The 25252-nt window shown below is 40.1% G+C and carries 24 protein-coding genes, 1 pseudogene and 1 riboswitch; of the genes and pseudogenes, 20 read left to right on the top strand and 5 right to left on the bottom strand.

Annotation, left to right across the window (positions count from 1 at the left end; translation table 11 throughout):
* Window positions 1-33: 33 nt before the first annotated feature.
* Both K8L98_RS06415 and K8L98_RS06420 read left to right on the top strand, forming a co-directional pair.
* Complete coding sequence (locus K8L98_RS06415) at window positions 34-1158, top strand: sensor histidine kinase (RefSeq protein ID WP_223440530.1); 1125 nt, start codon at window positions 34-36, stop codon at window positions 1156-1158.
* Window positions 1155-1754 (top strand): response regulator transcription factor, encoded by a 600-nt coding sequence (locus K8L98_RS06420; RefSeq protein WP_223440531.1) that lies wholly within the window; start codon window positions 1155-1157, stop codon window positions 1752-1754. The genes K8L98_RS06415 and K8L98_RS06420 overlap by 4 nt, the downstream gene beginning before the upstream one ends.
* Window positions 1755-1965: 211 nt before the next feature.
* Here K8L98_RS06420 and K8L98_RS06425 read toward each other — a convergent pair whose 3' ends face one another.
* Window positions 1966-2439, bottom strand: a complete 474-nt coding sequence (locus K8L98_RS06425) for a DinB family protein (protein ID WP_223440532.1) — start codon at window positions 2437-2439, stop codon at window positions 1966-1968.
* Window positions 2440-2579: 140 nt separating this feature from the next.
* Here K8L98_RS06425 and K8L98_RS06430 point away from each other — a divergent pair, with 140 nt between their 5' ends.
* From K8L98_RS06430 to K8L98_RS06455, 6 genes are all read left to right on the top strand, one after another.
* Window positions 2580-3410, top strand: coding sequence for a GNAT family N-acetyltransferase (locus K8L98_RS06430; RefSeq protein ID WP_223440533.1), 831 nt, complete (start codon window positions 2580-2582; stop codon window positions 3408-3410).
* 153 nt (window positions 3411-3563) lie between these two features.
* On the top strand, window positions 3564-4313 hold the full coding sequence (locus K8L98_RS06435) for a helix-turn-helix domain-containing protein (RefSeq protein ID WP_223440535.1): 750 nt from the start codon (window positions 3564-3566) through the stop codon (window positions 4311-4313).
* A 73-nt stretch (window positions 4314-4386) separates the two neighbouring features.
* Window positions 4387-4908: an NUDIX domain-containing protein gene (locus K8L98_RS06440; protein ID WP_223440537.1), complete on the top strand. Its 522-nt coding sequence runs from the start codon at window positions 4387-4389 to the stop codon at window positions 4906-4908.
* 41 nt (window positions 4909-4949) lie between these two features.
* Window positions 4950-5486: a DinB family protein gene (locus K8L98_RS06445; RefSeq protein ID WP_223440539.1), complete on the top strand. Its 537-nt coding sequence runs from the start codon at window positions 4950-4952 to the stop codon at window positions 5484-5486.
* A gap of 72 nt (window positions 5487-5558) precedes the next feature.
* On the top strand, window positions 5559-6833 hold the full coding sequence (locus tag K8L98_RS06450) for an MFS transporter (RefSeq protein WP_223440541.1): 1275 nt from the start codon (window positions 5559-5561) through the stop codon (window positions 6831-6833).
* Window positions 6834-7073: 240 nt separating this feature from the next.
* Window positions 7074-7544 carry a GNAT family N-acetyltransferase gene (locus K8L98_RS06455; protein ID WP_223440543.1) on the top strand — a complete coding sequence of 157 codons (471 nt, stop codon included), beginning with the start codon at window positions 7074-7076 and terminating at the stop codon, window positions 7542-7544.
* Window positions 7545-7582: 38 nt separating this feature from the next.
* On the opposite strand, the gene K8L98_RS06460 is transcribed toward K8L98_RS06455, so the two are convergent.
* On the bottom strand, window positions 7583-8338 hold the full coding sequence (locus K8L98_RS06460) for an alpha/beta hydrolase (RefSeq protein WP_223440544.1): 756 nt from the start codon (window positions 8336-8338) through the stop codon (window positions 7583-7585).
* A gap of 161 nt (window positions 8339-8499) precedes the next feature.
* Between K8L98_RS06460 and K8L98_RS06465 the strand changes: the two genes are divergently transcribed.
* From K8L98_RS06465 to K8L98_RS06485, 5 genes are all read left to right on the top strand, one after another.
* The gene (locus K8L98_RS06465; protein ID WP_223440547.1) at window positions 8500-9726 is read left to right on the top strand and encodes an MDR family MFS transporter; all 1227 of its coding nucleotides are present in this window, start codon (window positions 8500-8502) and stop codon (window positions 9724-9726) included.
* 326 nt (window positions 9727-10052) lie between these two features.
* Window positions 10053-10595, top strand: coding sequence for a helix-turn-helix domain-containing protein (locus K8L98_RS06470; protein ID WP_223440549.1), 543 nt, complete (start codon window positions 10053-10055; stop codon window positions 10593-10595).
* Between the two features lie 21 nt (window positions 10596-10616).
* Window positions 10617-11408: a CPBP family intramembrane glutamic endopeptidase gene (locus tag K8L98_RS06475; protein WP_223440551.1), complete on the top strand. Its 792-nt coding sequence runs from the start codon at window positions 10617-10619 to the stop codon at window positions 11406-11408.
* A 19-nt stretch (window positions 11409-11427) separates the two neighbouring features.
* On the top strand, window positions 11428-12327 hold the full coding sequence (locus tag K8L98_RS06480; RefSeq protein ID WP_223440553.1) for an ABC transporter ATP-binding protein: 900 nt from the start codon (window positions 11428-11430) through the stop codon (window positions 12325-12327).
* Entirely contained in the window at window positions 12320-13147 is an 828-nt protein-coding gene (locus K8L98_RS06485) for an ABC transporter permease subunit (protein WP_223440555.1), read from the top strand. Before K8L98_RS06480 ends, K8L98_RS06485 begins: the two co-directional genes overlap by 8 nt.
* 129 nt (window positions 13148-13276) lie before the next feature.
* Here the strand turns inward: K8L98_RS06485 and K8L98_RS06490 are convergent, their stop codons facing one another.
* Complete coding sequence (locus tag K8L98_RS06490) at window positions 13277-14044, bottom strand: SurA N-terminal domain-containing protein (protein WP_223440558.1); 768 nt, start codon at window positions 14042-14044, stop codon at window positions 13277-13279.
* A 261-nt stretch (window positions 14045-14305) separates the two neighbouring features.
* Between K8L98_RS06490 and K8L98_RS06495 the strand changes: the two are divergent.
* Both K8L98_RS06495 and K8L98_RS06500 read left to right on the top strand, forming a co-directional pair.
* Window positions 14306-14791 (top strand): annotated as a pseudogene (locus tag K8L98_RS06495) (amidase); the annotation flags it as partial.
* A gap of 25 nt (window positions 14792-14816) precedes the next feature.
* Entirely contained in the window at window positions 14817-15329 is a 513-nt protein-coding gene (locus K8L98_RS06500) for an acyl-CoA thioesterase (protein ID WP_223440560.1), read from the top strand.
* Between the two features lie 217 nt (window positions 15330-15546).
* Here K8L98_RS06500 and K8L98_RS06505 read toward each other — a convergent pair whose 3' ends face one another.
* Entirely contained in the window at window positions 15547-16194 is a 648-nt protein-coding gene (locus K8L98_RS06505; RefSeq protein ID WP_223440561.1) for a glycosyltransferase, read from the bottom strand.
* A gap of 61 nt (window positions 16195-16255) precedes the next feature.
* Entirely contained in the window at window positions 16256-16390 is a 135-nt protein-coding gene (locus tag K8L98_RS06510) for a hypothetical protein (protein ID WP_223440562.1), read from the bottom strand.
* 167 nt (window positions 16391-16557) lie between these two features.
* Window positions 16558-16703: riboswitch (cyclic di-AMP (ydaO/yuaA leader) on the top strand.
* A gap of 145 nt (window positions 16704-16848) precedes the next feature.
* Here K8L98_RS06510 and K8L98_RS06515 point away from each other — a divergent pair.
* From K8L98_RS06515 to K8L98_RS06535, 5 genes are all read left to right on the top strand, one after another.
* Window positions 16849-18675, top strand: a complete 1827-nt coding sequence (locus tag K8L98_RS06515) for an APC family permease (RefSeq protein ID WP_223440563.1) — start codon at window positions 16849-16851, stop codon at window positions 18673-18675.
* A gap of 167 nt (window positions 18676-18842) precedes the next feature.
* Window positions 18843-19292, top strand: a complete 450-nt coding sequence (locus tag K8L98_RS06520; protein ID WP_223440564.1) for a MarR family winged helix-turn-helix transcriptional regulator — start codon at window positions 18843-18845, stop codon at window positions 19290-19292.
* Between the two features lie 13 nt (window positions 19293-19305).
* Entirely contained in the window at window positions 19306-22434 is a 3129-nt protein-coding gene (locus tag K8L98_RS06525) for an MMPL/RND family transporter (protein ID WP_223440565.1), read from the top strand.
* Between the two features lie 403 nt (window positions 22435-22837).
* Window positions 22838-24064 carry an MFS transporter gene (locus K8L98_RS06530; RefSeq protein WP_223443220.1) on the top strand — a complete coding sequence of 409 codons (1227 nt, stop codon included), beginning with the start codon at window positions 22838-22840 and terminating at the stop codon, window positions 24062-24064.
* Window positions 24065-24341: 277 nt separating this feature from the next.
* Entirely contained in the window at window positions 24342-25031 is a 690-nt protein-coding gene (locus K8L98_RS06535; protein ID WP_223440567.1) for an alpha/beta fold hydrolase, read from the top strand.
* Window positions 25032-25252: the final 221 nt, after the last annotated feature.

The following is a 25252-nucleotide window of genomic DNA, read 5'->3' on the forward strand; positions in this document are numbered from 1 at the left end:
ATGATAAAATAGTTAAAAAAAGGAGTTTCCATCATGTTTAAACGATATATTAATAACGGAATTTCTCCTTATATATGGGCCGTACTCAGCATTCTGCCATTTTATTTTATCCTTCAATCATCCTCAACGGCTGAGATCATCATTGGAATCTCTTTGACCATTTTATTTTTTATTATTTTTAGGTTTGCATTTATTTCAAAGGGCTGGCCTGTTTATGTTTGGACGTGTCTATTAATCGCCATTTCTTTTACGTCGATGTTTTTATTTACTTACATTTACTTTGCGTTTTATATTGCATATCTGATAGGAAATATAAGAGACCGCATCGCTTTTTTGACACTTTACATCATCCATTTAGTTGTTACTACAGTTGCCATTAACCTCAGTATTATTTTACAGGAAGCATCTTTTTTAGAGCAGCTTCCATTTATTATTATCACGTGCATCAGTGTCATTCTTCTTCCTTTTAATATCTATAATAAGAAGGAGAGGGGACAGCTTGAAGAAAAGCTTGAGGATGCCAACAAGAAAATCTCCGAGTTTGTAAAGCTTGAAGAGCGTCAGAGAATTGCCCGCGATCTGCATGATACGTTAGGACAAAAGCTTTCGCTTATCGGTCTGAAAAGTGATCTGGCCAGAAAATTAATCTATAAAGATCCTGAAAAAGCCCGCGAAGAATTAAAAGATGTTCAGGCTACAGCAAGGACAGCTTTAAATGAAGTGAGAAAGATGGTCTCGCAAATGCGGGGCATCAGGCTTAAAGAAGAAATGGTCCGCGTAAAACAGATTTTAAAAGCGGCTGAAATCGAGTTTGTGCTTGAACAGGATGCGGCACTTTCTAATGTTTCCCTGCTTACTGAAAATATATTGAGCATGTGTTTAAAAGAAGCGGTGAACAATGTTGTGAGGCACAGCAAGGCAACAACCTGTTATTTCCGGGTTGAACAGACATGGGACGGAATTGTGATGACGGTCCGTGATGATGGAATCGGAAGCATCACAGAGGGTGATTTTACAAAAGGCAACGGACTGAACGGCATGAAAGAGCGCTTGGAATTTGTAAATGGAAGTCTCGAGATTCACTCAGAAATAGGAACCACGCTTATCATTAAAGTACCGAATGATGTAAAACAAAAGGATAAGGAGGATCTCATATGATCCGAATCGTTATTGCAGAGGATCAGCAAATGCTTTTAGGCGCATTAGGATCACTGCTGAATTTGGAAGATGATATGGAAGTTGTAGGGAAGGCTCATAACGGGGAAGAGGCTGTGGCCCTTGTGAAAAAATTCAATCCTGATATTTGCATTACAGACATAGAAATGCCTGGAATGAATGGACTCGAAGCCGCCGAACAGCTGAAGGCGGAAGGCTGTAAAGTGATTATCTTAACAACGTTCTCACGCTCTGGATATTTTCAGCGAGCGGTAAAAGCGGGAGTTAGTGCCTATCTATTAAAGGACAGCCCAAGCGAAGAGCTTGCAAGCTCGATCCGCAGTGTAATGGAAGGCAGAAGAATTTACGCACCTGAACTCATGGATGATGTGTACAGTGAAGAAAATCCTTTAACGGAACGGGAAAAAGAAGTGCTTGAGCTGGTCGCAGACGGAATGAACACAAAAGAAATTGCCGAAGAACTTAGCATTAAAGCGGGAACCGTCCGGAATTATATCTCAACAATCTTTGAAAAGCTGGAAGTTAAAAATCGAATAGAGGCCATTTCCCAATCGAAGGAAAAAGGCTGGTTTAAATAAATGACTGTAAACCTTGATTAAGTGGAAAGCACTGAATTAAGGTTTTTTTTTTGCTGGAATTGGATGGAGTCGGGAATTAAGATCGTTTTCGCTCAAATCGGCCAGTATTTTAATGATTCTCCCAGTCATGAAATAAGGACAGACGAAACGATATAAAATTCAGGTAAGTACTCAAAAGGAAGGATGCAAAATGAAATTTGCATCCTTCCTTTTAAGATTTCTTAATTGCCTGGTAGATCCGCTTTATTGTTTCAATATGCATGGCTTCGTGATAGAAACTGAATAAAAAGGTTGCTCCTACAGTATGAAATGTGATGCCGGCACGATTGGTGAAGGGCTCATTCAACTTTTGATGAAAGTGGCCCGGAATGAACTCTTTTAACCTATCCTTTTGATTTTTCAGCACTTCTGAGATCTCAGCAAATGAGGGCGGTGTGCCATTCCAATCAGACGGTTTAGTCCCAGCGCTGAACAGTTCCTTGTAATGCCCAGGCACTCCAGCTTCTTCTCCAGCGAGGTCAAAAACAAGCTTTTCCTGTATGTAGGCAATATGTCCAAAGTTCCAGCGGATGTTATTGTTATAGCCTGCAGGTATGATGTCTGCTGTTTCCTCAGGTATTCTGCTGAGTGTGTTTACTGTTATTCCTCTCACAATCTCCATGTGCTGCATAATTGTATGTTCCATGAAAAAATCACTCCTTTATATGATTTATTCGTGTCTATGCCCTGTTTTCCTCCTCTTTTGCCTTTTTTAAAAGGATTTTTGATTTCTCTTAAAGAATAATACTTTGATAGTCAAAACTTTACAGGTTCTGGAGGAACAACATGTTAACTGAAAAACAGCTGGTCGAGATTGGGGAGCTTCAGCATGAGTGCGAAGCTAACGATAAAATACAATTAAAACTGAACTGGGAGATGCTTAGAAATCGTTCTGAAAATGAACAGAGTGATTTTCTTCTTTATGAAGATGGAAAGCTAGCGGCATTTTTGGGAATATACAGCTTTGGAAAAAAAGCTGAACTATGCGGCATGGTCAAACCAGAGTACAGAAGAAAAGGGATTTTCTCTAAGCTTATGAAACAGGCTTTGTCAGCCTGCACAGAGCGAAAGTACAGGGAAGTTCTTTTTAATGCTCCTGCACAGTCTGCTGCTGCAAAGGATTTCCTGAAAACCATTTCATGTGAATATTCCTTCTCTGAATATCAAATGAAGTGGGCGGAAAAAGAACTTGCCGCCGATAATCATGTCACGTTAAGGCAATCTGAACCCAGTGATCTGCCGCTCGAGATTCAGCTGGATGTAAGCTGCTTTGGATACATGGAACAAGATGCATCAGATTACAGCCATTGCATCAAACGTGAAGATGATCAGGAATTTATTATAATTGAATTTGAAAACAAAGCAGTGGGGAAAATGCGTGTTTCTCATACAAATGGGGAGGCATGGATTTACGGATTTGCTGTGCTGCCTGATTATCAGGGCAGGGGCATCGGAAGAAATGCTTTGCATAAAATAATTGCAAAGGAAAATGAAGCAGGCTATCCGATCTTCCTTGAAGTGGAGGCTAAAAATGCTCATGCTCTTAAACTGTATGAATCATGCGGATTCAAGTCGTTTCATGTTCAGGATTATTATGAATGGCAGAAAAGCAGTTAGAAATATTTTTGTCATGGCGTTATCAATTTACTTGATGACGCTTCTTATCTCTTAAGGTGACACAGTGTTTATTAATAAGAGGAAATGCTACTCATCATTAAATGCCTCTTTATAACTTTTTTGACAGGAAGTTATGAGGAGGAAATTTTTCTGATGAAAAAAACGATTGAATTTTTTGCATGCCCTGAGACTTATAAAAAGCTGCAGCTCTTCAGCACATGCGAAGAGCTTGACGCATCCATCTACAATCATTTGAAAGATGAGAATAATAGGCTTACCAAAACAATGATTGAGGTTTTAAAGCTTATTGGAAGATACAGTTTGAAGTACATGGGAGTCTCTTTTTTATCAAAAAATAAAATAGGTGAATTAACAGGGAAAAGCCGAAGAACGGTTATCCGTGTTTGTCAAAAATTAGAGGAATTTGGAATGATCAGGCAGTATGCACTTAAGCGCAAAAGCGACAATCAGCAAACGTCAAATGCTATTGTCATTCTGCCTCATCAGAAAAAGCAAAATGTCACACAAGAGAGATTGCAAATTGTCACACCAATAAGCCATCCTTCCTTAAGCATAAAAACAGAATTAAAAACGTATCCGGAGATTGAACCCCTGTCACCTTTTCAAACATTTCAGCACATGTGCCATTGCTTTATAGAAGATCAGAAATTGATTAGCCGCATGTATGGAATATATCAGGCGCATATTGTTCATTTAAAAGACATTTACATAGAAAAGACCTTATTAAGCATAGGAATTGAAGCAGCAAAAATTGCGTTTCAAGCAGTAAAGCGAAAAAAGATACGCAGTATTTCAGGATATTTCAATGGGGTTCTAAATCAGCTGCTTGATCGATTGTATTTTGAGGATATGGAGGAGAATCACTGGTGTTGTAATGATTGATAAAGAGCAGGTTCGTTCATCATTTTACAGGTTATCTGTGTCATTTCTGAAAAGCTGTGCATAATCATAACAAATGACCAAGCATATTCTCTTTGCAGAATTCAGGGAGGTACAGACAATCAGGAGCGGAACAGGATTTGTTGATTTTTTAATAGTAGATGAAGAGGAATTAGCTTCATATCAGCCATTGGCAGGATCATTTGTTATTTTCAGAAGCAGGGGTAAAATTTTGCTTTGTTTCAGTATAAAGAAAAAGAAATGGGAGCTTCCCGGCGGGAGAAGGAAGTTAGGAGAATCTCCGAAAGAATGCGCGATAAGAGAGTTATTTGAGGAAACCGGGCAAGTTGTTCCGGAACTGGAATTTGCCGGTTTGCTGAAAAAAAGGAAGAAGCGCACTGGGAAAATTAAGTACAGTCCAATTTTTTTTGCTTCTGCAAAGGATTTAATGCCGTTTAAAGTGAATAAAGAAACATCTGAGATTCGTTTATGGGACCTTACTGAAAACATAGGCTCTGTAAATAAAACCGATTTTAGGCTCTTGACCCGTTTGGAAGAGATGCTGTTAGATGGAAATTGGACTTGGAATGAAGGATAAGAGATTAGAAAAGAGATAAAATTTGCTAAAGGATGAGGAGCATGAACAAACGCCCGGAACAAAATGAATATGCAAAGTATTATGCAGGATATATCAGCATGATACCTGAAGGAGATATTGAACAGCTTTTAAAGCAGCAAGTAAAGGATACCCTGCATTTGCTTAACGACCTTTCTGAAGCAGAAGGGGAATTCAGATACGCACCGGGTAAATGGAGCATAAAGGAAGTGATCGGCCATGTTGTGGATACGGAAAGAATCATGGCATACCGTCTTTTATCCATTGCAAGGGGAGATGCGGCGCAGCTGCCTGGCTATGATGAAAATGCATATGTAGCTCAGGCGAATTTTAATCAGGAGAAGATGGAAGATCTCCTTCAGAACCTGTTCGTTGTCCGAGAGGGAACGCTGCTCCTGCTTAAGAGTTTAAAAGAAAAAGACTGGCAGAGATGGGGAACAGCAAATGAATTGGGTGTTACAGTACGGGCGATAGCATGTATTATTGCCGGTCATGAGCTTCATCACCGAAAAATCCTTAAAGAACGCTATTTGGGGGCAAAAGAATTTTCAGCTGGATGAAGCTTGAAGATCACAGCTGTGAAATAGTGTTGTTAATGTAAAATAGAATAAATGCAGAATGAAGGTACATATATGAAACGTTTTCACTATAGCTGGATCATTTTATCTGTCACTTTTTTGGCTATTATTGTAGCTGGAATTATCAGATCTTCCTCTGGGGTATTTATCGTGCCTTTTGAGAAGGAATTTGGGTGGGACCGGCCCGTCATATCGCTTGCATTTGCCATCAGTCTGTTTCTATATGGCCTGTCAGGTCCATTTATGGCTGCCCTGATCGAAGTGCTTGGCATAAAAAAAATGATGATTCTTGCAATGGCCACCTTACTGTCAGGGATTGTACTCACTTTTTTCATGCAGGATTCCTGGCAGCTTATTCTCATATGGGGTGTTATTATAGGTCTTGGTTCTGGGTTGTTTTTGACAGTATTGAGCCCTTATGTTGCAAATCGATGGTTTATTAAAAGGAGAGGGCTTGCTGTTGGAATTCTGACAGCAAGCACGGCTACCGGCCAGTTGATTTTACTGCCGGTTTTAGCCTGGATCACAGAAGCTTATTCATGGCGGGAAGCCATTTCCCTCGTTTTATTTCTTTGTCTGGGAATGTTTGTAATCATCCTGGTTTTTATGAAAAATTCACCAATGGATATCGGGATTTTGCCTTATGGATCAGAGAATGAAGAACCAATAGAAAGCTCGGCCGAAAAGAAAAATCCGATCATCATGGCATTTCAGGGCTTAATCGAAGCAATAAAAGCAAAGGAGTTTTGGCTGCTTGCAGGAAGCTTTTTTATATGCGGGCTATCGACGAGCGGGTTGATCGGAACGCATTTTATTCCGGTGTGCATCAGTTTTGGTATACCGGCAGTGACAGCTGCGGGCTTGCTGTCCTTTATGGGCATCTTTGATTTAATCGGAACAACGGCGTCCGGATGGCTTTCAGATCGATTTGATAATCGCTGGCTGCTGTTTTGGTATTACGGACTAAGAGGTTTGTCTTTGCTGTTATTGCCATATGCATTATTTGAAGGCTCTACAACTCTATTAATCATTTTCTCTATTTTTTACGGATTGGACTGGATTGCGACTGTTCCGCCCACGATTGGCATATCGCGGCAAGTCTTTGGTGTTGAAAAGAGCGGAATTATTTATGGATGGATTTTTGCTGCACATCAAGCTGGTGCTGCAGCGGCCGCATTTGGCGGAGGAATGATCTATAAGGTTCTCAGCTCTTACACGTGGGCTTTTCTTATATCTGGTCTATTCTGCTTGGTGGCGAGTCTGTTTGTTTTAGTGATTAAGAAGCAGGAAGCGCCTGCTATTTTGAAAGGCCATACTGTAAAAGGCTGACTAGAAAAAGCTGTGCCGCATGAGGATACAGCTTTTTCTAGTTATATAGCCTGGCGCTATTTAAGACAAACGTCCTTTTGTTCACAATTATACGGAATTAATATGAAAAGTCTTGGAATTAATGGAAAAAGTCTTGGAATTATTTCGCAAAGTCTCAGAATTAATGAGAAAAGTCTTGGAATTCGTTTAATTTATTTTCAATGAGAGACATTTTCATACCATTGGATAGAGGGGGATTGCATGCAGTTATTAATAAAAAAGATGAACCGAAGAATGGCTGCTGAAATTCTGCAATGGAACTACAAACCGCCTTATGATTTTTATAACATGGAGCTTACAGAAGGCAATATCAATGGAATGCTGTCAAACTCTTATTATGCAGTGGTTGACTTAAACAGCAGATTAATAGGCTTTTTTTGCCTGGGAAAACCGGCTCAAGTTCCGAACGGCCCTCTTCCGGAAATCTATTCAGAGAATATGATTGATATCGGCCTTGGTCTTGAGCCGGACAGAACAGGCAGAGGAATGGGCCATTTGTTTTTTTCGTTCATCCTGCATCATGTTCACATGGGATTTCCCAATATGCCTCTTAGATTAACTGTGGCTTCTTTTAATAAAAGGGCCATTCGTCTATACAAAAGTGCAGGATTTATTGAAAAAGCAAGTTTTGACACAGGGCATTCAGCCTTCTTAGTCATGGTCAAAAAATAAAGGCTCTGTCTTTTAATAGATAGAGCCTTTTGTGTGAATTAAACAGCAGTCTGATTCAGTACTTTTTCAATAAAATGAAGCGTCTCATCAATGATCTGCTGCTGGTCATGGTCAAGCGTAGCGACATGGTAGCTGTTTTCAAGTGTGATCAGATTTTTATTCCTTGAAGAAATTTCTTCATAAATGACCTTTGAGTTATCCGGCGGGACAACGTTGTCCACTGATGAAACGAAAATAAGCGCAGGACATGTAATCTCATACAGGTTTTTTTTCACTAATGCCATGAGCTTATTAATCTCTTTTAATGATTGAACAGGTGTTTTTTCATAAGCAAGCTCGGTTACCGCAGGATTTTTAATATCAGAACCAATTGCGTCCAGAAATCTGGCCTGAATTTGCTGGGCTCCTGCCATGTTCGGAATATCAATAGCAGCATTTATGGGGATGATCGCTTTTATTTCCGGATGTTTTTGGGCGAGATAGAGAGTAAGCGTGCCTCCCATTGAAAGTCCAGTAACAAAGATGGTGCTGCAGCGCGCAGACAGCCATTGATAACCTTCTTCAACAGAAGCAGTCCAATCCTCATAAGTTGTTCCTTCCATTTCCTCATAGTGTGTACCGTGGCCTTTAAGCCGAGGTCCGCATACAGTGTATCCGGCTTTTGCGTAGGCTTCTCCAAGCGGGCGCATGCTTTGTGTTGAGCCTGTGAATCCGTGTGATACGAGAATCCCGACCGAATTCCCTTCAAAATAAAATGGTTCTGCTCCTTTTAATACCGGATATCTTTCTGACATAAAAAAACCTCCTGCCAATTATTTAAAAATCTCAACGATTTACCATTCGCTATTAGACTTGCAATCTCCTACTAAAGGTTGAGATTCATCCTTCCATTTTAGGATTCAGAAAATGAGAAATTGTGGTAAACTAGCTTTTATCACAAGGTGGAGGTACATTCATGAAACAGCTTAAACAGATTCATCCGCTTGGGTGGAACATCTTAATCGGCACGATTTTCGGCAGAATGGCAACATCCATGAGCATACCATTTCTGGCCATCTATTTAACTCAAGTAAAAGGCGTCTCTGCGTCCATGACAGGAACGATTATTGCCGTCAGCTCACTTGCCGGCATTTTATCAAGCTTTTATGGAGGTTATTTGTCTGACAAACTTGGAAGGAAAAAAGTGCTGCTGACATCCATCTTTCTATGGATCCTTGTTTTTATTGGTTTTGGAGTGGCAGACAGTGTGCTTTCATTTTTTATTATGAATGCTCTGAACGGGGTTTGCAGATCGGTATTTGAACCAACCACGAGAGCGCTGTTATCGGATATTACCGATCAGAAAAATAAGCTGCTGATTTTTAATTTGAGATATGCTGCCATCAATGTCGGGGTTGTATTCGGACCGATATTAGGCATCTTTTTGGGATCAGCAAAAACGACCTTTCCCTTTTATATTGCAGCCGCGATTTATACCCTTTACGGCATCTCACTGCTGCTCACATTTATGAAAACGGAACTTGCAAGTGAAGCAAACGAAACTACCCGCATTTCATTTAGGGAGGCATTTCATGTAACGAGAAAAGATAAACTGCTTCTTTTAACTTTAGTAGGCATTATTTTATGCATTACAGGATTTTCACAGCTTACTTCTACATTGCCCCAATACTTTGCCATGTCTCCTGAGATTAAGGACGGGGCCAGAACGTTTTCCATTCTGCTGTCCCTGAATGCTGTCGTGGTTTTGATCATTCAGTATCCGGTAGTCAGAATAGCGAGGAACTATTCTCCGATCAGATCAATTATGCTTGGGAATTTATTTGTCGGTTTAAGCCTTTTCAGCTTTGCTTTTGCAAAAAGCATTTGGATGATCGGCCTGGTTGTCATTTTCTTTACGGTTGGAGAGGTCCTGCTCTTCGCGATGATGGATGTCCTGATTGATGAAATTTCCAATCCCGATATGAAGGGTACTTATTTTGGCGCTATGGGATTTACTCAGCTCGGGAACGTTCTCGGTCCTTGGATCGGCGGACTGCTTCTCGATTCTTACGGTGTCAGCGATCCTGCCATTTTATTCGGCTGTCTGATGATTATCACATTAAGCGGTCTGCCAGTTCTGCTGCTTGTGAAAAAAGAAATGGAAAAAAAGGCAACAATTATTAAACAACATGTTCATGTGTAAAGAAGGAGGGATGCGTACATCGTGCGCTTCCTTCTTTTTAAAAGATTTCAGTTATCCTTCGCCTTGTTTCATGATTCTCTTTTATTTACATACGTTACCAATAAAAGCAGAACGGGCAGTCATCATAACCTGACTGGAAAATTGCTGCATTCATAACCTTATTCCTTATATAAAGGTTCTATAAAATGGTTAAGAGAGAAAATTCGGAAAAAATATTGGATTATTATCAAATAATGTATTATTATCAAAAGTGATAAAGGTAGTTTTTTTATAAAATGTTATCATTATTAATATTGATAACAATGAATACACTGGAGGATAGAGACATGAATAAATCAAAGATGAACCTGATCCTGCATCCTGTGAGAATGAAAATTATTCAATCTCTGCTGAACGGCAAAGAAATGACAGTCAGCCAATTGGGGGAGCGGGCGAAAGATGTTCCTCAGGCGACACTGTACAGACATCTTAATAAACTTCTTGAAGCCAAAATCATTCAAGTTGTAAAAGAAAATCAAATAAGAGGAACGGTTGAAAAAGTTTATATGCTAAATCAGCCATCCGTTCAGTCGCAAGAAGACTTTTTATCCTTATCAAGTGAAGAGCATTTAGAATTATTCATGAATTTTACCACTCAGCTGATGGGCATGTATGAGAATTATTTACAGCAGGGAGAAGCAGATTTGATGAAAGATGGAGTAAGTTACACTGTAGCAAATATCCATTTATCAGATTCCGAATTTATGGAACTGTTAAAGGGGATGGGTGAACTGCTGCAAAAGGCCATGCTTAATGAACCTTCGCCCGAACGTACAGGAAGAAACATTGCAACGATTGTCATACCTGAAGGCAAAAGTAAAAAAACGTAAAAGCTGAAGAGGGAGAGGCTAATGAAGAGAATGGATTTGAAACTGGCTTTGTTGATTTCAGGGATCTGTTTTGCATCTGGCTTTCTTTTGCTGCCATATCAAATGGAGTTATTAAAATCAGCGATGTCTGCAAATGAATTTGAGGAAATGACCGGCGGTGCCTCCTTGGTTGTTTTATCTCTAGTATCATCTGTTCAATTATTTATCATGAGTTTCATCCTTGCTTTTCTTGGTTTTAAACTGGCACGAAATACTGGTTTTTCTTTTGACATCCTGCAATCTCTCTTTGAAAAAGGAAAAAAGAGGCTATTCAACCGTTCATCTCTGTTGCTTTCCATTGTTCTTGGAACTGTGACGGGATTCATGATTGTCGGCTCAGACCGCTTTTATTTTCAGTATCAGATTCAGCAGATAGGGGAGAGCACGCCTGAATTCTCTTGGCTCGGATTATTCGCGGGTGTTCTGGCAGGCGGAGTGTTTGAGGAAACCCTGATGCGGCTGTTTTTAGTGAGTTTGCTGGCATGGATTTTTCAAAAAACGGCTGGAAGAAAGAGGCAGCAGCTGCTTAAATTTTATATCTGGGCTGCCATCATCATTGCTTCACTAGTATTTGCTGCCGGTCATTTACCGTTCACTTCAATGGTATTTGGTGATTTGACTGGTATGATTCTTTTCCGCTGCTTCCTGCTGAATGGTATCGGAGGTTTGTTTTTTGGTTACCTCTATTGGAAAAAAGGGTTTGAGTATGCAATCGTCTCGCACATGTTTGCTCATATCTCGATGCAGCTGCTGTTTATTCCATTATTCTATTAAAAAGGGAGCTTGAATACAGATGATTGAAGTCGCAGGTGTTACAAAAACGTTTGGAAGTCAGACTGTGCTGAAGAACGTCAATTTTAAAGCAGAACAGGGAAAGATTGTAGGACTCCTTGGACCAAACGGAGCCGGGAAAACAACATTTATCCGAATACTAAACGGCGTCATTAAAGCTGACAGCGGGACGATTTCGATCTTGAATCATGATCCTGTAACACATGGCGATGAGATCAGAAAGATTTCAGGCATTGTTACAGAAGGTGCAGGTTTGTATCATCAATTAAGCGGTGAAGAAAACTTAGCTTTTTTTGCAGATTTATATGGAGTCAAGGATAAATCCAGAATCATTCAATTGCTTGAGCTGTTTGATCTAGCTGAGCATAAAGATAAACCTGCAGGAACATACAGTACAGGCATGAAAAAAAGACTTGCGCTCGGAAAAGCGCTATTACACAGTCCCAAATTGCTGTTTCTGGATGAACCGACAAATGGCCTCGATCCGGACGGCATCAAAATGGTCCTCGCATATTTGAAAAAATACAACGAAGAAACCGGCACAACTATGATAATCTGTTCTCATGTACTGCATCAGCTGGAAGCTGTTTGCGATTCCTTCGCGTTTCTTGAGCATCAAACCATTGTTGAGCAAGGCACAATGGCTGAACTTGAGAAAAAGTATTTAAAAGAAATCAAGGTAAAAGTAAACACAGATATGAAGCTTCATAGAAAAGAATACTTGGAGTTTCCTTGTGAACAGCGAGCAGAAGGCGAAGTCATCTTCACACTGCCTGCAAAAATTGATATCCCTTTTTTACTGAGGGGGATTTTAGAAAATCATCATGTCTATTCCGCAGAAATTTTAAATAATGATCTAGAATCTATTTATTTTAAAGTAAGGGAGATGCACAATGAATAGCGCAATGATGAAGGCGATTATCAAAAAAGATTTAAGGGATATTTTTCGCAGCAAAAATTTGTTTGCTACGCTGATTATTATTCCGGTTATTTTTTCAGCAATCATACCTGCAGCTCTCCTTGGAAGTGCTCTTATTTTTGATATCGAAGAGATGGCGGGAAATGATGCACAGAAGCTGATCAGCAGTTTCCTGACTCATTTAAAACAGGAGAATCTCGTGCTTGAAACAGCCGAACAGCAATTTGTTTATTTGTTTATTAACTACATGCTTCCGTCCTTGTTTTTGCTGGTGCCGATAATCACGGCAAGTGTGGTGGCCGCCAACAGCTTTGCAGGGGAAAAGGAGCGGCGTACACTTGAGAGTCTGCTTTTTTCTCCTGTGCCGATTAAAACACTCTTTGTGAGCAAAATCCTTGGATCTTTTATTCCGTCTCTTCTCGTCTCCTTTTTAAGCTTTTTAGTGAGCGGATTGATTATTAATATTCTGGGTTTTCAGCTGTTTGGAGAAATGATCTTTCCATCTGCCAATTGGCTCGCTCTGATCTTTTGTCTCTCACCAATGGTGTCTCTTATGACGGTCTTGCTTAACGTCTTTATCTCCTCGCGTGTCAAAACATATCAGGAAGCGCAGAACATTGGGGGCTTGATTATCCTGCCTGCTGTGGGAATGATGGCTGGTCAGTCAAGCGGTTTATTTTTTGTGGGGGCACAAATTACACTGCTGATCTCACTTGTGATTCTGATCGTGAATGCCGTTTTGCTGGATAGAATCACGAAGTATAATGATCGGTATGTGATATTTGAAAAGCAGATTCATTGAGGGAACTCAAATTCAGGCGATAAAATCAGGTTTGCATAATGCGGATAAATCCTTGATTTACACTAAAAACCTGATTTGCACTGACAGAGCTAAAAAACCCCCTTGCCTTCTGGCACAGGGGGTTAGCTGTTAAATCTTAAGATCAATCTTCGCGTTTTTCTTCAATTCTTCCACTTTTTGAGCAAGCTGTTCCTGCTGTTTTTGCTGCTGAAGAGATTGTTCAATCTGAGGTTTTACTTCTTCTAGTTTTGGAACTTCCTGTCCGCTGCTTTTTCCTTGCTCAGCGTATTGGTCATATGTTTTTTGAATTTCTTCAGCTGAGATTTCACCTGCAGGCACTTCTTTTTCAACATACTGTCTGAATTTAATATCATCTGCAATTTGAGCTTCAAGTGTTTTCATGTCCATGCCTGATTTCTTAAGAGCTGCTTCGAATTCTTTTTCAGTTTTAAACTGTTTTTTCGTTTCGTCAAGCTGTTTTTTAACGTCTTCATCAGATGCTTTATAGCCTTTTTTGTTTGCCTCTTGAAGCAGCAGGGTTTGTCCGACTAAGCTGTCAAGTGTTTGTTTTTTCACTTGCTCTGCAGCTTCTTTAGAAGTAGGGTCTTGTCCCATTTGCTGCATTTGGCCCTGAGTCGACTGCAGGACGCTGTTATAGTCGCTGCCAAGGATTTTTTCGTCATTCACAAGAGCAACAGTTTTCTTTTCATCCACTTGCTGCGCTTCTAATTTCTTTTGCATTTCTTCCATTTGTTTTTGCTGATCCTTCTGCTGATCGGTTTCGGCTGTTTTTGCTTTATCATCATTTTTTGCTTCTTTGCTTTCTTCATTGCCTCCGCATGCTGCTAAAACAACGGCCATTAGACCGGTTATTAATGGTAACATTACTTTTTTCATAATCGATCTCCTTCCTTCAAGCTAGAAGTATAATTTTTTCTTTTGAAAAAAAATCATCTAGTGCGCATTATAAAGGAAATCCTGTGAAAAAGAAACCTTATCGAGCCGATCTGAAGAATTGTAACAGGATTGAAACGTTTAAAATCAGCAAAGGGCATTAGGAAAATATGTTAGAATATGGGCATCTGGGTGAAAGGCAGGAAAATTAATCCTGATGCTAGGGACTAGGGGACCTTCCATGAAGCTGGAATGTTTTAATTCTATGAATTAAAGCATAGCCTGGACAATTTTCTCGCTAAACTTCCTCCGGAAATGCCGGTTCATTTTCTATCAGAGCTGATCAGATTCAATGAAAATCATAAAGAGACAACGCTGAAATATGGACAGGATAAACTTGAAAGCAGAATAAAGCTGCCGGATCCATTAAGAGCACCTGAATATATACAAGCAAAATTAGAAGATATATACTTTTCCCAACAGGGAGTTATTGATTATGCATTGAAAAAATATAATCTCGGGCGCAAACCTTCTTCCTTCGTATATTTGTTCAACTATCTGTGCAAAAGCCGGTTATCCTCAATTGTCCTACCTGCAGAGTATATGGAAAACGGCAGGCCCTTTGGAATTGCTTTAGGGGCTTTTGCTTTTAGTGAGGGGCCTTTAATCATGCTTGGATATACTTATGAACAGCATACGAAGCTTAGAAGAAGTCCATACTTTGAGAAAGAAATTCAGCAAAATTCTTAAAAATGCAATTAAAAAGGAGATTAATATGACACAGATACCTAACAGCAAACCGTGTTCAGAATCAAGAGTTTTCCAAACAAACCGTGTACTGCCGCCAGATACGAATAATCATCAAACCTTGTTCGGCGGGAAATTAATGGCTTCAATAGATGTTGTAGCCTCAATTTCAGCTGCGAAACATTGCCGGTCAGAATGTGTCACAGCATCCATGGATTCGGTGGATTTTCTGCATCCGATTCGTCCGACTGATGCGGTGCATCTTGAGTCTTTCGTCACATTCACGGGAAGATCATCGATGGAGGTATTCGTAAAAGTAACGGCAGAAGATTTAATAAGCGGTGAATCCAGAGTAGCAGCGACAAGCTTTATCACATTTGTTTCATTGAATGAACATGGTAAGCCAAAAGCCGTTCCGGGAGTTTATCCTGAAACAGAAGAGGAAAAATATTTATTTGATTCAGGTGAGGAGCGCTCGTTAATCAGGAAAGCAAGAAGAAAAGCGAGTATTACATTCTCGGAGAAAATTAAGCAATATTAATTGGCCATACATACCGCGCTCGCCTTGAAAAAAGTACACCAAAGCAGTGTATTAGGGAAGAAAATCGCCTCCACCCTGAAAAAAGCCGCAAAAAAATCAATAATAAAAAAGAGGGAAGATCCTTTGGGGATCTTCCTTTTATTTAAGACTAATGAAATTGCGATTTTCATACGAAACACAAACAAATCTTGAAGTAAACTTATATTCAATAGATAAGCTAGAATTTTTCTGGAAACTGTTTCATGATTCCTGCCGAAAGAACATCGGCAAGCATCATCAAATGATCCAGCCCTTTATCAAATGCTTCAATACTCGCATTCCAATCCTTTTTAAGTCGGGCAGACAGATCTTCAGAAATAAATTGAAGATGAATATATAATGCTTCCTTCAGTTCTTTTTCAGACCAGTTCGGATTTGCGCTGCTCAAGAACTTGGCGATGTCATCTGCATTCTTATGCCATTCAGTATTAAATTTCTTAAAGTCAGATTGATTGCCGCTTTTTGCAGCTGCAGTCAATTTTCCTGCAATCAGAATGTGTTCTCTTAAGAGCTCAGCAAGCTTGTTTCCTGCTTCTTCCCCGTAATAAGGCTTAATGGCATTGCCAATGTCATCCTGATTTTTTAAGAGTCTTGCAAGCAGCTCTTTTTGATTCTCAAGATCGTTAAGGGAACTGACCACATAGCTTTTTGTCCAAACCGCATGATCAGTCCAGAGCCTCCTCATGCTTTCTTTTAAAGCAAGCGTTTCTTTTGTGATGCATTCTTCGCGTGCCTGTGCCATGTCTTTTGCATCAGTTTTTATCGGCGACATGACGAAGACTAAGGACATAACCAGCATTCCAGCAGTTATTAAGTGTTTTTTCAATTGTAAATTTCCTTTATATAAGTAGTGCGTAACATCAATAGTTTGCATGTAATCCTAAGTTTCATTCTTCTTCCGCACGAAACTCCCGATCTGCTTTTTCTATTGGATCATTTTCAAAACCGTATACATCATTGATCTCTTTTGTCACTTCATCTAAAAATTCATCAGATAATATCGGTATGTTTTCTTTAATCATTAAAATCCTCCTATGCTTGAATAAAAATAGTGTTAGCGCAAGGGCACAATATCATACATTTCCTCCTTTTATTGACCGGTAGCTTATTGGTTTAAAAAAGTCAAAGGAAATGAATTATTTTTATTTACATCTCTTAAGGATAGGAGTATGATAACCAACAGTTTCATATTTATTATTCGCTTAATCCATAAGGAGCGGGGAACCCGAAATTGTGATAATTTTCGCAAAGGGGTGAATCCTATTCATATAGGTAGGGATACTCTTTTGTCCCGAATCCGTCAGCTAACCCCGTAAGCGTTAAAAGAGAGGATGTGTAGCGGTGAGACTGAAATCCTAATGTCCATTATGCTGTTCGTAATGACTTGCGGACAATTATGATTGATTCACTAATTAAATATTTACTTTCTTAAATGATACCTTCCAAGAAAAAGTTCAGATGAAAAAATGGTGGTGCAGAAATGTTATCTATGCTTAAAAGAATAATCATTGGGGCTCCCTTAAAATCTACAGAATTAGGAGAGCAAAAATTAAATAAAAAGAAAGCACTGGCTATTTTATCTTCAGATGCTTTATCTTCTGTAGCGTACGGGCCAGAGCAGATCCTGCTTGTCTTAGTAACAATAAGTGCTGTTGCATTTTGGTACTCCATTCCAATTGCAGTAGGGGTCCTATTTTTATTAACGGCTCTGATCTTATCCTACCGTCAAATTATCTATGCTTATCCTCATGGCGGGGGAGCATATGTCGTTTCAAAAGAAAACCTTGGAGAAAATGCAGGTTTAGTTGCAGGAGGTTCACTCTTAGTAGATTACATATTGACAGTTGCTGTAAGTGTCTCAGCAGGAACAGATGCGATTACTTCTGCATTTCCAGGCTTACATGATCATAATGTCATCATTGCTTGTTTGCTGGTTGTTTTTATCACCATACTAAATCTCAGAGGAATCACCGAATCGGCTTCGATTTTAGCCTATCCAGTCTATTTGTTTGTTTTGGCGCTTTTTATTTTAATAGGGGTAGGGATATTTAAAATCATAACCGGGGATGTTTCACCTGATTTGCATGCACCGATAGGGACTCCTGTTGCAGGCATTAGCTTATTTTTGCTGCTGAGAGCATTTGCTTCAGGAAGTTCTGCCTTAACTGGGGTCGAAGCAATCTCAAATGCGATACCGAATTTTAAGGAACCCGGTCCTAGAAACGCAGTCAGAACGCTGATGGCAATGGGGTTATTGCTTGCCATTTTATTTTCTGGAATCGTATTTTTAGCCTATTACTTCGGGATAGCTCCAAAACACGAGGAAACCGTTGTTTCCCAAATTGCAGCTGAGACGTTTGGAAGAAACTTTATGTATTATTTTATCCAGGGAACGACAGCTATGATTCTTGTTCTCGCTGCCAACACTGGATATTCTGCTTTTCCATTGCTTGCATTCAACCTTGCAAAAGATAAATACATTGCAAGAATGTTTACGATGAGAGGAGACCGATTAGGGTATTCAAATGGGATCATCACTCTTGGAATCACGTCCATTTTACTAATCATTATTTTTAAAGGGCAGACAGAACAGCTCATCCCCCTTTATGCAGTAGGCGTGTTTATTCCATTTACCTTATCCCAGACAGGGATGCTCGTGAAGTGGCTTCGTGAGAAGCCTAAAGGCTGGGCGGTTAAACTTGCGATAAATTTAACTGGAGCACTTATCAGCTTTCTTGTCATGATGATGTTCTTCATAACAAAGTTCTCGCAGGTTTGGGCGGTGCTGATCTTTTTGCCTCTTATCGTTTTAGGATTTCATCAAATTAAGAAGCACTATGTGGCCGTTGGAGATCAGCTGAGACTCACAACATGCGAGCCGATCAAGCCGATTGAAGGGAATGTCATTATCGTGCCAGTAGCCGGAATGACTCACGTAGTAGAAAATTCTTTGAACTATGCAAAATCATTATCCGCAGATCAAATCATTGCGGTTTACGTTTCATTTGAACGAGTCGATGAAAAAATCTTTGAAGATAAATGGAACAAGTGGCAGCCGGATATTCGGCTTGTAACTCTGCAGTCTTATTATCGAAGCATCATTCAGCCGTTGACTAAATTCATTGATACAGTAGAGAAAAAAGCAAGTGAATCCAACTATAGGGTTACGGTTTTAATCCCGCAATTTATTCCAAAAAAAAGCTGGCACAATATTCTTCATAACCAGTCAAGTATCTTAATAAGGACGTTTCTGCTGTATAAAAGAAATGTCATTGTCACTACCGTTCCGTATCATCTGAAAAAATAGCGGGAATATCAAGGAGCTCTTTAAAAGAGCTCCTTTTCTTATGGGTAAAAGAAATGGCAGTGTTCATGTCTTGACATTTTTTTATCAGGACATTAAAGTTAAATCTGTTAATAGTTAAACAAGTGAACAATTAAACAATAGAACAATCGACGAAATGAGGTGGAAAAATGTCAGGAGAAAATATTAAAGAACTGGTAGACCGGTACATAGCGGTATCTTTTTCTGTTACAAGCATTGCCGAGAATCTGGTCAAAGAGCAGATTGGGAGTGATCTGACGAATGACCAGCACTATATGCTCAGGTATATCAATCATGCACAATCATGTACATCTTCTGAATTGGCAGAAGTGTTTAATGTGAAAAAAAGCGCGATAACCGCGATTATCACAAGAATGTTTGAAAAAGGACTGATTGAGCGGACGCGTGATGAAAATGACCGACGCGTTGTCTATTTGACGCTCACCGATAAAGGAAATGAACTGTATGAAAAAGCAGAAGACCGCATTCATAAACTTGTGGAATCCTTCATTAATAAGTTCGATCCGATGGAAATTAAACAATTTATAGAAACGTATGAAAAACTCAATAAAGTTTTAATAGAAAGCAAAGAACAATAACTGGGGGAAGATCATGAAGACAATTATTAAAAGCAAATGGCTTGTTCTGATTGCCTGGCTTGCTGTTGTGGCAGGATTATTGTTTGCGGCCCCGAATATGGCGGATTTAGTGAGGGAAAAAGGACAGATTGATGTTCCTGAAGGGTATTCTTCCTCATATGCCTCTGAGATTTTAGGCGAAGTGCAGAAGGATGAAGGCGGCGGAGATGAAAGCAGCGTTGCACTTGTTTTTTACAGTGAGAAAAAACTGACGAAAACAGAAATAGCCGAAGCTGAAAAAGCAATCAGGCTGCTTGAGAAGAATGAAGATAAGCTTGGAATTACAGAAATTCTCACGCATTTTAATGAAGATAGTTTAAAAGAACAGCTTGTATCCAAGGATGGAAAAGCAATATTGGCCTCAATCAATGTAGCCTGGAATGAACGTGAGCCTGCTGAGGTCAGAGAAGCCTTATACAGTGCGATCCATGAAGTAAAAGTGGATCACGATTATACGGGGAACTGGATGATCAATGTAGATTTGATGAAAAGTTCAGAAGAGGGCCTGAAAAAGACAGAAGGCATTACAGTTGTCTTTATATTAGGCGTTCTGCTCTTGGTTTTCAGATCAATCGTGGCACCTCTTATTCCGCTGCTTGCAGTTGGATTTAGTTATTTAGCTTCACAATCAATTGTTTCGTTTTTAGTCGATTCATTTCATTTTCCAATTTCAAATTATACTCAAATCTTTTTAGTTGCCGTCTTGTTTGGGATCGGAACAGATTATTGTATTTTGATTTTAAGCAGGTTTAAAGAAGAATTATCTGCTCATGAAACCGTTCCTGAAGCCATTGTGGCAACTTACCGCAATGCCGGACGCACAGTGTTTTTCAGCGGTGTCGCCGTTATGATAGGCTTTGCAGCGATTGGTTTTTCACAGTTTAAACTCTATCAATCTGCTTCTGCGGTTGCGGTTGGAGTTGCTATTTTACTAGTAGCTTTGTTTACAATTGTTCCTTTTTTCATGGCGGTTTTAGGCGGGAAGATTTTCTGGCCGTCAAAAAGTAAAGCAGAGCACGGAGAAAGCAAGCTGTGGGGAGTATTAGGAAGATTCTCTCTTGCACGTCCGTTCCTTTCGCTTCTGATCGTAGCTGCCATTTGCGTTCCATTTTTAGCAGTCTATGACGGAGAGCTATCCTTTGATTCACTTGAAGAGGTCAGCGGAGATGTGGCCTCGATTAAAGCATTCAATGCAATCGCAGACAGCTTCGGTCCAGGGGAATCCATGCCGACTCAGATTGTCATGAAAAATGATGAAAAAATGGATTCTGCAGAATATGCAGCACTTGCAGAGAAAATCAGCCAGGAGCTTGAAAAAGTGGACCTGGTCGATAACGTCCGCTCAGTTACACGTCCTGCAGGAGAACAGGTAGAAGACTTCTTTGTCGCCAAGCAGGCGGAGAGCCTCGGTAAAGGCATAGGCGATGGAAAAGAAGGACTGGATGAAATCAGCAAAGGGCTGAATGAAGCAGGCAGCGAGCTTTCAAAGTCTGAGCCTGAGCTGAATGATGCAGCAAATGGCATAAACGACTTGATTTCGGGTACTTCGGAGCTTCAATCAGGACTGACGGAAGTTCAAGCGAATTTAGCGAAGGTAGAGGATGGGATTCGTCAGGGTTCAGCAGGCTCCAGTGAAATTAAAAAGGGGCTGGAACAGGCTAAAGCAGGCAGTGAGGAATTGCTTGCGGGATATAAAGAGCTTCTTAAGGGATACGAAGATATTCAAGGGAAATTGGAAAACTTGAGTGCTCAATATACACAGATTCAAAACGGCTTGTCGACTTTGGATGGGGCTATGGCTCAAATTTCACAGCAGGATTTTGCTTATCTTGAAATGAAATATGCAGGAATAGAAAATGAAGCCCAGTATCAAAAATTAAAAGGAACAGTTGGCGCTGTCCAGCAGGAGCTGCCTAAGCTTTCTGCAGGACTAAGACAGCTGAACTCCGGTTTAGCTCAATTGACTGCAGGAATGAATCAGGCAAACGCAGGCTTCGCTGAAGCTAATGCAGGACAGCAAGGAGTAGCTGGGGGTCTTGGTGCTCTTATTACAGGCGTTGATCAGCAGCTCGCAGGACTTAACCAGCTTGCTGACGGTCAGGGGCAAATCATTGATAATATGCCGAAGTTCACAGAGGGACTTGTCGGAATTAACTCCGGCCAAAAACAGCTGCTTGACGGGTTTGGAGATCTTGGGGGGCAATTAGGTCAGCTCACAGATGGACTGAATCAAAGTGCAGACGGACTGAATCAAGTTTCAGACGGACTTGGGTCAGCTCAGGATTACCTTTCAGGCTTATCAAAGTCGTCAAATACTAAAAGTTTTTATTTGCCTCAGGAAGTGTTAGAGAGTGAGGAATTTGAGCAGGCTCTTGATGCCTACATGTCAGAGGACCGCAAAACTATGACTCTAGATGTGGTAATGGAGGCAAGTCCGTATTCAAATGAGGCGATTGAACAAGTGCCCGAGATCAAAGAAGCAGTAGAAAGAGCTGTCAATGATACGAAACTTGAAAATGCAATCGTAGCAGTTGGCGGGATTACAAGTACAAATGCAGACTTAAGTACAGTTTCTGCACAGGATTATTCCCGGACAGTAGTCCTGATGCTTGTTGGCATCTCGATTATTCTCATTTTTATGTTCCGATCTATTATTATGCCAATCTATATTATTGGGTCCTTGGTTTTAGCTTATTTTACCTCTATGGCTATTAACGAAGTAATCTTTGTAGATATTCTGCAGTATGCCGGCATCAGCTGGGCGGTGCCATTCTTTGGATTCGTCATTCTTGTCGCCCTTGGCGTCGACTACAGCATCTTCTTGATGGACCGCTTCAACGAGTACCGCGATCTCTCAGTAGGTGAGGCGATGCTGATGGCGATGAAAAAGATGGGAACCGTCATTATTTCAGCTGCGGTTATTCTTGGCGGAACCTTTGCTGCTATGATGCCTTCTGGAATGCTGTCCTTGCTCCAGATTGCATCTATCATTCTAATAGGGTTGTTCTTATACGCGCTAGTTATCCTGCCGCTGTTTATCCCGGTGATGGTGAAAAGCTTTGGGCAGGCGAATTGGTGGCCGTTTAAACGGATTTCTGACTGAACAGTATTAAATAAAGCCGTCCTCTTAATGAGGACGGCTTATTTGATTAAAGAAGCATTGAAGCGCAGTGTTTTCGAAATGTAAAATATATAAATTGCAAATAACCTTAAATTGAAGGTGGATTCCGGGCATTCGGAGAAATGCTTTTTTCTTATTATTTAAATGGAATTATAATCCTGCTGATCGGGAAAAAGAATGACTTTTCACTGGAAATTTATAGGTAATATTGATAAGCTAATGAGGGGCAATAAGAAGTAATCATTGTGTTCTTTCTTTATGTGAAAGGCCTTGGTTTTTGTTGAATATCCCAGCGTTTTATTTGAATGAGTATTATTTAATGATGTTTAAAATTAATTTTAGCAGGAATAGAGAAGGTCGTGATTAAGTGAACTCAGCAAATGGAATGGAAGATTGGAAAAAAAATATTATTCTCTTTTTAAGCAGTCAGACGATATCCCTTTTTGGTTCATCCTTGGTTCAATATGCGATTTTGTGGCATATCACACTTACTACTGAATCAGGTGTAATGATGACGCTGTTCATCATTTGCGGCTTCATACCTACCTTTATTTTATCCCCCATTGCGGGTGTATGGGCGGATCGCTACAATCGAAAAATGCTGATTATTCTATCAGATGGACTGATTGCAATCGCAACACTTATACTCGCAATTGTATTTTTAATGGGATATGATGCGATTTGGCTGCTCTTTGTTATGGCTGCAGTTCGTGCAATCGGAACAGGCATTCAAACCCCGGCGGTGGGAGCCATTTTACCTCAAATCGTTCCAAAGGATAAGCTGACGAAAGTGAACGGAACAAATGGAAGTCTTCAGGCAATTATTATGTTCGTGTCACCAATCGTTAGTGCAGCACTGTTGACAATGGCTTCCATCGAAATGATTTTTATGATCGATGTCATTACCGCAGCTATTGCGATTTTGACGTTACTTGTGTTTTTTAATATTCCGGTGCATGAGAAAGCAAGCGAAAAACAAACTACGAGCTACTTCGATGATTTTAAAAAAGGATTAACGTACATTAATAATCACGATTTTCTTAAGATATTTTTTCTGTTTTTCGCTTTTTTCTTTGTCTTGATGGCACCTGCTGCATTTTTAACCCCATTGCAAGTTACTCGCAGCTTTGGAGACGGTGTTTGGCGGTTAACAGCCATCGAAATCGCTTTTTCGATTGGTATGATGGCGGGTGGAGGAATTATTGCTTCTTGGGGAGGATTTCAAAACAAAGTTTATACGATGACATTCGCAAGTCTTTTAATGGGAGCTTGTACGTTTGCGCTCGGGATTGTTCCTGTCTTTTGGATTTATTTAATTTGTATGGCTGTATTTGGAGTTGCTATTCCACTTTTTAATACGCCAACTATGGTTTTATTACAAGAGAGAGTAGAAGAAAATTATCTGGGGAGAATTTTTGGTGTATTTGGGATGATATCGACGTCGATGATGCCGATAGGGATGCTCATTTTCGGTCCAATCGCAGATATAATAAAAATTGAATGGCTGCTTATTGGAACTGGGCTGCTCATTTTAATACTTGCAATCTTTTTAGGCAGAAACAAAATATTAATTGAAACCGGAAAGCCAATCTTGAAAGAAGATTCCAATTAGTTAGGGTTATCATTGGTACAAAAAAGGCACATTTCTGAAAAAGTAGTTTTGCCATTAGTAAATGGCTTGATTTTGAAATAATTGAGCAATGGGGCAGGTTTGTTGAGAATCCGATATCCTTCCTTCTTTAGTAGAGGTCCATCTTGTTTAAGAGGAGGAGGAATATTCAGGGAGAAGTGTTTATGAAGGAAATATTCATACATTCGCTGAAATATATATGTATGGATACTAAATATACGGGTGTAAATGACGAAACCCCCCTAGGAGATGACTTGAGATGGAAACACGGGTGAAACAAATTGAGCTGAATGGACTCACTTTTCAATATCGTGAGAGCGGGGACCCTTCTGCACCGCCGCTGGTTGCACTTCACGCGCTGGGAAAAAGTGCAGAATCATGGGATCAAGCGGCTGCAGTATTAGGAGAAAAATACCGTGTTCTAGCATTAGATCAACGGGGGCACGGCCGGAGTGCGAGAACAAGTACATACACTTTTGAACTGATGTGCGATGACTTGCTTCATTTTGCGAATGAAATGAATTTGGAACGGTTTACGCTAATTGGTCATTCCATGGGTGGGACAGTATCCTATCTTTTCTCTGAAACTTTTCCGTCAAGGGTAGAACGGCTGATTGTTGAAGACACTCCTCCTCCTTTTCTGGATAAGCTGATCGAAGTTCCTTCCAAACCAGCTGATCCCCTGCCGTTTGATTGGCTGGTTGTGCCTTCGATTCTGCGGCAGCTTAATGAACCAAATCCCGAATGGTGGGCGCGGCTTACCGACATTACCATGCCGACTCTTATTATAGGCGGTGGGTCCAGTCATATTCCTCAAAACAAATTGCAGGAAGTTTCTGAGCTGATTCCGAATTGCGAATTGGTGACGATAGAGGATGCTGGGCACTTTGTGCATGAAGCTAATTTACCAGCCTTCTTAGCTGCCGTAAAAGGTTTTCTTCATTCATGAGTTTCCGAACGCTTTCATGATTTCCTTTCCTTTATTAAACAAACGGGCGCATTTCTGTAAAAAGGAGTGCGCCTTATTAAACTTTATAAAGTAAGGAGCAAATGGCTTGGTTTTAAAATGAAGCAATCGGGCAGGATTGTGGAATAAAGCCAATTGAGCATAACCCGTTAGTTCAAAAGGGATAAGAAAAAGTTATTAATCTTATTAAAAAAATAGTTATA

Source organism: Metabacillus dongyingensis (assembly GCF_019933155.2).
Classification (GTDB): Bacteria; Bacillota; Bacilli; order Bacillales; family Bacillaceae; genus Bacillus_P; species Bacillus_P dongyingensis.

Excerpts from the sequence above, each read along its gene's own strand:
- K8L98_RS06455 (WP_223440543.1), top strand. The coding sequence starts at position 7,074 with ATGCAGTTATTAATAAAAAAGATGAACCGAAGAATGGCTGCTGAAATT.
- K8L98_RS06480 (WP_223440553.1), top strand. The coding sequence starts at position 11,428 with ATGATTGAAGTCGCAGGTGTTACAAAAACGTTTGGAAGTCAGACTGTG.
- K8L98_RS06425 (WP_223440532.1), bottom strand. The coding sequence starts at position 2,439 with ATGGAACATACAATTATGCAGCACATGGAGATTGTGAGAGGAATAACA.
- K8L98_RS06500 (WP_223440560.1), top strand. The coding sequence starts at position 14,817 with ATGACACAGATACCTAACAGCAAACCGTGTTCAGAATCAAGAGTTTTC.
- K8L98_RS06490 (WP_223440558.1), bottom strand. The coding sequence starts at position 14,044 with ATGAAAAAAGTAATGTTACCATTAATAACCGGTCTAATGGCCGTTGTT.
- K8L98_RS06420 (WP_223440531.1), top strand. The coding sequence starts at position 1,155 with ATGATCCGAATCGTTATTGCAGAGGATCAGCAAATGCTTTTAGGCGCA.
- K8L98_RS06525 (WP_223440565.1), top strand. The coding sequence starts at position 19,306 with ATGAAGACAATTATTAAAAGCAAATGGCTTGTTCTGATTGCCTGGCTT.
- K8L98_RS06535 (WP_223440567.1), top strand. The coding sequence starts at position 24,342 with ATGGAAACACGGGTGAAACAAATTGAGCTGAATGGACTCACTTTTCAA.
- K8L98_RS06445 (WP_223440539.1), top strand. The coding sequence starts at position 4,950 with ATGAACAAACGCCCGGAACAAAATGAATATGCAAAGTATTATGCAGGA.
- K8L98_RS06485 (WP_223440555.1), top strand. The coding sequence starts at position 12,320 with ATGAATAGCGCAATGATGAAGGCGATTATCAAAAAAGATTTAAGGGAT.
- K8L98_RS06415 (WP_223440530.1), top strand. The coding sequence starts at position 34 with ATGTTTAAACGATATATTAATAACGGAATTTCTCCTTATATATGGGCC.
- K8L98_RS06520 (WP_223440564.1), top strand. The coding sequence starts at position 18,843 with ATGTCAGGAGAAAATATTAAAGAACTGGTAGACCGGTACATAGCGGTA.
- K8L98_RS06515 (WP_223440563.1), top strand. The coding sequence starts at position 16,849 with ATGTTATCTATGCTTAAAAGAATAATCATTGGGGCTCCCTTAAAATCT.
- K8L98_RS06510 (WP_223440562.1), bottom strand. The coding sequence starts at position 16,390 with ATGATTAAAGAAAACATACCGATATTATCTGATGAATTTTTAGATGAA.
- K8L98_RS06430 (WP_223440533.1), top strand. The coding sequence starts at position 2,580 with ATGTTAACTGAAAAACAGCTGGTCGAGATTGGGGAGCTTCAGCATGAG.
- K8L98_RS06530 (WP_223443220.1), top strand. The coding sequence starts at position 22,838 with ATGGAAGATTGGAAAAAAAATATTATTCTCTTTTTAAGCAGTCAGACG.
- K8L98_RS06440 (WP_223440537.1), top strand. The coding sequence starts at position 4,387 with ATGACCAAGCATATTCTCTTTGCAGAATTCAGGGAGGTACAGACAATC.
- K8L98_RS06460 (WP_223440544.1), bottom strand. The coding sequence starts at position 8,338 with ATGTCAGAAAGATATCCGGTATTAAAAGGAGCAGAACCATTTTATTTT.
- K8L98_RS06465 (WP_223440547.1), top strand. The coding sequence starts at position 8,500 with ATGAAACAGCTTAAACAGATTCATCCGCTTGGGTGGAACATCTTAATC.
- K8L98_RS06470 (WP_223440549.1), top strand. The coding sequence starts at position 10,053 with ATGAATAAATCAAAGATGAACCTGATCCTGCATCCTGTGAGAATGAAA.
- K8L98_RS06435 (WP_223440535.1), top strand. The coding sequence starts at position 3,564 with ATGAAAAAAACGATTGAATTTTTTGCATGCCCTGAGACTTATAAAAAG.
- K8L98_RS06475 (WP_223440551.1), top strand. The coding sequence starts at position 10,617 with ATGAAGAGAATGGATTTGAAACTGGCTTTGTTGATTTCAGGGATCTGT.
- K8L98_RS06450 (WP_223440541.1), top strand. The coding sequence starts at position 5,559 with ATGAAACGTTTTCACTATAGCTGGATCATTTTATCTGTCACTTTTTTG.